The organism is Microbacterium sp. BF1 (genome assembly GCF_019279095.1).
In the GTDB taxonomy this organism is placed as follows: Bacteria; Actinomycetota; Actinomycetes; order Actinomycetales; family Microbacteriaceae; genus Microbacterium; species Microbacterium maritypicum.
On the sequence record NZ_JAGYWT010000123.1, the window covers coordinates 1 to 6,033 of the forward strand.

Genomic DNA, 6,033 nt, shown 5'->3' on the forward strand with positions numbered 1-6,033 from the left:
GAACCCTTCCAGCGCGGTGCCGAGCGCACCCGCAGCGACGACCATGCCGGGGCGGGACTCGGTCTCGCGATCGTCGACCGCATCACGCAGGCCCACGGGGGCACGCTGGTGCTCACCCCGCGGACGGACGGCGGCCTGATCGTGACGGTGTGGCTGCCGCATCCGTACCCGGTCGAGCCTTCCGCCTGACCAGGCTGCCGTCCCCGTCCCGGTTCAGATGTCGGAAGATCTTCCGGATGCCGGAGCAGATGGGATCTTCGGCCCGACATCCGCCCTTTCTCCCGACGGATGAACCGATACGGGAGCGCGGGCTCACCAGGGGCTGGGCTCGTAGTCCTTCAGGAACACGCCGTGGATGTCTTCGCCGGCCTCGCCGCGCACGATCGGGTCGTACACGCGGGCGGCGCCGTCGACGAGGTCGAGCGGGGCGTGGAAGCCCTCTTCCGCCAGCCGCACCTTCGTGTAGTGCGGACGCTCGTCGGTGATCCACCCGGTGTCGACGGCCGTCATCAGGATGCCGTCCTTCTCGAGCATCTCACCGGCACTGGTGCGCGTGAGCATGTTGAGCGCGGCTTTGGCCATGTTCGTGTGCGGGTGGCCTGGCCCCTTGTAGCGGCGGGAGAACTGCCCCTCCATGGCCGAGACGTTCACCACGTACTTGCGGTGCGAATCCGAGGCAGCCATCGACGCGCGCAGACGGCTGATGAGCAGGAACGGTGCGGTGGTGTTGGCGAGCTGCACCTCGAGCATCTCGAGCGGATCGACCTGCTCGATCGACTGCACCCAGCTGTTCACGCGGTTCACGTCGGGCACGAGGCCGCCGGCGTCGATCGCGGTGCCGTCGGCGTGCTTCTCCAGCGACGACGATCCGGGGGCCATCGCGAGGCGTGCGAGGTCTTCGGCCGTGAGCGCCTGGCCGCCCTGCTCGGCGACCGTGCCGCCGAGGGCAGCGACCGAGAGCAGCGGATGCGCGTCGACGGATGCCTGCAGCGCCTGCGGGTGCGGGTCGGCCGTGTGACCGAAGGTCTCCATCTCGGGCAGCGGTCCGTCGGGAAGCGGCTGCAGCTCTGCATCACGACGCGGAGGATCTCCGGTGCGTCATAGAGTCCGACAAGGGTCTGGGCCTTGGCTGCAGTGGTCATGAGTCCACGCTAACGCGGGTTGCCATCCGCAGGGCCGGTTCGCCGACCTCCTCCCGATCACTCGCGCCTAGGGTGGAGCCATGCCTCAGCGCCGATCACACGTCGCCCCGTCTGCCGCCCAGACCGAACTGGCCACGGCGCTCGCCGCTCTGCGCGAGTCGGCCGAAGCCCCCGTCGACTTCCCTGAGGATGTGATCGCCGAAGCTGAGGCATCGACGGCGACCGTGCCCGAACTCGACCTTCGCGACATCCCCTTCGCGACGCTCGATCCCGAGGGTTCTCGCGACCTCGATCAGGCGTTTCATCTCGAGCGCGACGGCAGCGGCTACACGGTTCGCTACGCGATCGCCGACGTCCCCGGCTTCGTCGTCCCAGGTGGCGCCGTCGACGCCGAGGCTCGGCGGCGCGGACAGACCCTGTACGCCGCCGACGGCTCGATCCCCCTGCATCCGCGGGTCCTGAGCGAGGATCGCGCGTCGCTGCTCGCCGATGTCGATCGACCGGCATTGGTGTGGACATTCGCCCTCGACTCCGCCGGCGTGGTCTCGACCTTCCGTCTGGAGCGCGCGTTGATCCGCTCGCGCGCCCAGCTCGACTACGCCACGACCCAGATGTCGCTCGATCTCGGCGAAGACGGGCCGGCCGCGCTGCTGCCCGAGATCGGCGCCCTGCGGATGGAGCAGGAGCGCCTGCGCGGCGGAGCGAGCCTGAACCTGCCCGATGAAGAGGTCGTGCGCGCCCAGGACGGCACCTATGCGATCGAGCGTCGCAGTCCGCTGCCCGTGGAGGAATGGAACGCTCAGCTCTCGCTCATGACGGGGATGGCAGCCGCGACCCTGATGCTCGATGCCGGGGTGGGGATCCTTCGGACCATGCCGGAACCGGATGACGCTGCGTTCGAGACGTTCCGGCACCAGACGGAAGCCCTCGGTCGACCGTGGACGACGGGCACCTACGGCGAGTACCTGCGAAACCTCGACCGCGCCGACCCGATGACGCTCCCCGTGCTGGAGGCCGCTTCGTCACTGTTCCGCGGAGCGGGGTATCTGGTGTTCGACGGCGAGACGCCGAAGGATGCTGTGCAGGCCGCCATCGCCGCGCCCTATGCTCACGCGACCGCTCCCCTGCGCCGGCTGGTCGATCGGTGGGCCCTCGCGATCTGCCTCGCCGCCTCGAACGGCACGCCTGCCCCCGAATGGGCACGCGCCTCACTCGCAGAGCTGCCCGCGCTGATGCAGGAGTCCGGTCAGCGCGCCTCACGACTGAACGCCGCCACGATCAACAGCGTCGAAGCCGCGCTCCTGACGCCGCTGGTCGGCTCGACGATGGAGGCGACCGTGATCGAGCTGCGGGGCGAGCGTGCGGCGATCCAACTCGCCGACCCCGCGGTCACGGCGACGGCACCCCTGCCCATGGGGGCGAAGCCGGGCGATGTCGTCCAGCTCCGGGTGGCTCGGGCTGACATCGCGAAGGGAGAGGTCGAGTTCGCGATCTGAACATCCTGTCGGCCTGCTGACGTCGTCTGTCCCCACGGCCATACTGGCGGGATGCCTTCACCGTCCGCACTCGTCGATCCCTCGTCACAGACCCAGCCCGATCTGTTCGCACTGGCGTCTGCATTCATCGAAGTCCCGGTATCGTCCTGGCGATCAGCACCGTGGTGGTTCTTTCGACTTTGCCTCGCCGTCCCCCTTTCCTGTGCGTCCGTCGTGGTCTTCGCTCTGGCGCCGAGCCAGCGCGAGCCCGGTGTCACGATGTTCATCGGTGCGGGAGTCACCTGCGCTGTCGCCTCAGTGATCCTCATGCTGACGCTCCTGACAGCCGATGCCTACACGAAGGTGACCCGGTTCGCGCGAAGGGTCCGCCACTGGATCAGCAATGCGATGCTGGGGCTTTCCGTCCTCTTCGTCGTCGTGCTCGCTCTCGGAGCGGTGGCAGCAGGCATGACACCGGGGGTGAACAGCGACCCGCAGGTCCTGCTCCTGCTCACGACCACCGCGGTGGTGGCGGCTTTCTGGGGATGGATGGCGCTGATCATGACACCACCGTTCCTGTCCACCGCTCCGACGAGCGATCTGCATCAAGCTGGTCGGTCCTTCTCCGCGATGACGGCAGCGGCTGTCGTGCTGGTCGCCTACGGTCACGCCTCGTATCGCCACACCGTCGCGCGGCGTGAGGCTGACGTCAGTCGGCCGGCGTCGCCACGGTCGTCATGACCAGGAGCTGAGGATCGCTCAGGTCGAGCGACACCGTGATCGAGGCGAACGCGGCGAGCGAGTCGACGTGCGTTCCTCCGCAGAGGATCACGGCCTCGCCCTCGGGGAGTTCGCAGTGCCAACGACGACGGTCGACGATGGACGGGCCCTCGGTCTCGACGCTGCTGGAGACACCGGCGGCGACCCATGCCGCGAGCTGGTCGTTGACGCGTGCTTCCCGATCGGTGAGCGTCGCCGCGAACGTCTCGGTGTCGAACCCGGCCCTGCGCATGCTCTTGCCCAGACGGTACTCGTCGACGGCCCCGTCCTCGTGGATCCGACTCGACTGATTGGCGCGGCCCTCGAAGTCGGGGGCACCGAGGGTCGTCCCCGCGCTCTCAGACGCCGTACTCGCTGCGGATGAATTCGCGCAACTGCACGCTGCAGCGCGCGACGGCCTCACGCCAATCCGTCAACGCCCCGTCTTCGGCCTGATCGGACACCGCGCGGAACACGCGGATCGGGACATCGAACTGTCCGGCGACCCAGATGTAGGCGTAGGTCTCCATGTCGACCAGGGCCGCGCCCGAGGGACGGATCACGGCGGTGACCTCGGCGTCCTCGACGAAGTGGTCACCGGTGGCGATCAGCACGCCGTCGCGCCCGGTCGAGACACGTGCCGGCAGCGACACGTGCTGGCCCGAGATGCCGTCGAGATCGGTCACGTCATGCTGAAACGCGGTGCCGACTTCGTGGACGGTCGCCGCGAGGTCGGGATCGATCGCGCCGGCCGTGCCCACGACCACGATCTCGTCGTAGACCTTGGCGTCGAGCGCGCGAGTCAGGGCGTAGGTCGCCTGGAGCTTGCCGGGGCCGCTCACGAGACGGTCGAAGCCGTCGAGCTCCTCAGGGAATGCGGACAGTTCGGATTCGAGGGCAGCGAGCAGCAGTTTCACTGGCCTATTCTCTCAGGTCTTCGCTGGCAGGTGCATGCGCACGCCGCGGCGTCACCCGGGTGTAACACGGAAGGGCGATACTGATTCGAGGACAAGACGGAGGATGACATGTCGTTGCAGAAGCAGATCTCTGAAGACCTCGGCGTCAGGCCCGAGATCGACCCCGAGTCCGAGGTCGAGCGTCGGGTCAGATTCCTCGTCGACTACCTCCGAACGACCGGGGCGAAGGGCTACGTGCTCGGGATCTCCGGTGGGCAGGACTCCACGCTGGCCGGACGCCTCGCGCAGCTCGCCGTCGAGCGGGTGCGGGCGGAGGGAGGGGAGGCGAAGTTCCTCGCCGTGCGCCTGCCTTACCGTGTGCAGCACGATGCCGCAGACGCCGAGGCCGCCCTCGACTTCATCGCGCCCGACTCCTCGGTCGAGGTCAACATCCAGAACGGCGTCGACGGTGTCGAGGAAGACATCGAGTTCGCGGTCACGAGCGACATCAGCGACTTCAACCGGGGCAACATCAAGGCGCGTGTCCGCATGGTCACGCAGTACGCGCTCGCCGGCCATGACGGGATGCTGGTGATCGGCACGGATCACGCCGCCGAGGCTGTGACCGGCTTCTACACGAAGTTCGGCGACGGCGCGGCCGACATCCTCCCGCTCTCCGGGCTCAGCAAGCGGCAGGGGCGCTCGATGCTGCAGTTCCTCGACGCCCCGGATCGGCTGGCGTTCAAGGTGCCGACCGCCGACCTGCTCGACGGTCAACCGGGGCGTGCCGATGAGGATGAGCTCGGACTCACCTACGAGCAGATCGACGACTTCCTCGAAGGGCGCGACGTCGACCCCGAGGTCGCCGGCCGCATCGAGGCGAGGTACCTCGCGACGCAGCACAAGCGGCATCTTCCGGTGACTCCCGATGACACCTGGTGGCGCTGACGCCGGTCGTCTCGACAGGCGCACGCGTTCGCCCGTGTCGGATGCCGCGGATAGTGTCGAGGGATCCGACAGAACGGGAGCATCGTGCGGATCGACACTCAGGCGCAGCGCGTCATCTGGAGCGCGAGCGACCTCAAGGCGGCCGCCGAATGCGAGTTCGCATGGTGTCGGGCGATCGACGCGAAGCTGGGGCGGGTGCCAGCCGTCGAAGAACCGGAAGACGCCACGCTGAAGCGCGCGGCGCAGCTCGGCGATGTGCACGAGCAGAACGTGCTCGCCCGCTACATCGGCGATCTCGGTGACGAGAACGTCCACCGTGTCGAGAAGGTCTCGTCGGTCGACGCCGAAGCACTGGCCGCGGCGATCGATGAGACGGTGACGGCGCTGCGCTCAGACGTACAGGTCGTCTTCCAGGCCGCTTTCGCAACCGAGGAGTTCGTCGGCTTCGCCGATTTCCTCCGTAAAGACGACGACGGGCGCTGGCGGGTGCAGGACTCGAAGCTGGCGCGCAAGGCGCGTGTCACCGCCCTCATGCAGCTCGCGGCATATGTCGACCAGCTCGATCGCCTCGGCATCGCGCGTGCCGATGAGGTCGACCTCATCCTCGGCGACGGCACGCTCAGCACGCATGCCGTCGACGATCTCCTCCCGCTGTTCCAGGTGCGACGCGCACGGCTGCGCGCACAGGCGTTGCCCTCGAAGATGCCGGACTTGATCACGAGAAGCGGGTTGGCCTTGGCGAAGTCACGCAGAGCCTTGGCGGTGGCGACGAAGTCACCGTGCACGAACGCGACAGCCGACGGACCCTTGAGG

General features: G+C 68.1%; 6 protein-coding genes and 2 pseudogenes. 4 read left to right on the top strand and 4 right to left on the bottom strand.

Annotation, left to right across the window (positions count from 1 at the left end; genetic code table 11):
- Window positions 1-189, top strand: a 189-nt coding sequence (locus KZA10_RS06405) for an ATP-binding protein (protein WP_256934488.1), incomplete at its 5' end; no start/stop codon positions are given.
- A gap of 123 nt (window positions 190-312) precedes the next feature.
- Here the strand turns inward: KZA10_RS06405 and KZA10_RS06410 are convergent.
- Window positions 313-1,083 (bottom strand): annotated as a pseudogene (locus tag KZA10_RS06410) (short-chain dehydrogenase); the annotation flags it as partial.
- 139 nt (window positions 1,084-1,222) lie between these two features.
- Here KZA10_RS06410 and KZA10_RS06415 point away from each other — a divergent pair.
- Both KZA10_RS06415 and KZA10_RS06420 read left to right on the top strand, forming a co-directional pair.
- Complete coding sequence (locus KZA10_RS06415) at window positions 1,223-2,638, top strand: RNB domain-containing ribonuclease (protein ID WP_218682446.1); 1,416 nt, start codon at window positions 1,223-1,225, stop codon at window positions 2,636-2,638.
- 213 nt (window positions 2,639-2,851) lie between these two features.
- Window positions 2,852-3,358: a hypothetical protein gene (locus KZA10_RS06420; RefSeq protein ID WP_218682447.1), complete on the top strand. Its 507-nt coding sequence runs from the start codon at window positions 2,852-2,854 to the stop codon at window positions 3,356-3,358.
- Here KZA10_RS06420 and KZA10_RS06425 read toward each other — a convergent pair.
- Entirely contained in the window at window positions 3,327-3,629 is a 303-nt protein-coding gene (locus KZA10_RS06425; RefSeq protein WP_256934489.1) for a hypothetical protein, read from the bottom strand. The genes KZA10_RS06420 and KZA10_RS06425 overlap by 32 nt on opposite strands.
- A gap of 106 nt (window positions 3,630-3,735) precedes the next feature.
- A complete protein-coding gene (locus KZA10_RS06430; protein ID WP_055869983.1) occupies window positions 3,736-4,293 on the bottom strand; it encodes a nucleoside phosphorylase in 558 nt (185 codons plus the stop codon).
- 108 nt (window positions 4,294-4,401) lie between these two features.
- On the opposite strand from KZA10_RS06430, the gene nadE reads away from it, so the two are divergent.
- Complete coding sequence (gene nadE / locus KZA10_RS06435) at window positions 4,402-5,220, top strand: ammonia-dependent NAD(+) synthetase (RefSeq protein ID WP_141386869.1); 819 nt, start codon at window positions 4,402-4,404, stop codon at window positions 5,218-5,220.
- A gap of 686 nt (window positions 5,221-5,906) precedes the next feature.
- On the opposite strand, the pseudogene KZA10_RS18690 reads toward nadE, so the two are convergent.
- Window positions 5,907-6,033, bottom strand: a pseudogene (locus KZA10_RS18690) (50S ribosomal protein L10); the annotation flags it as partial.

What these genes read in the sequence shown, in the direction of transcription:
- KZA10_RS06415 (WP_218682446.1), top strand. Translation starts at nt 1,223, where the DNA reads ATGCCTCAGCGCCGATCACACGTCGCCCCGTCTGCCGCCCAGACCGAA.
- nadE (WP_141386869.1), top strand. Translation starts at nt 4,402, where the DNA reads ATGTCGTTGCAGAAGCAGATCTCTGAAGACCTCGGCGTCAGGCCCGAG.
- KZA10_RS06425 (WP_256934489.1), bottom strand. Translation starts at nt 3,629, where the DNA reads ATGCGCAGGGCCGGGTTCGACACCGAGACGTTCGCGGCGACGCTCACC.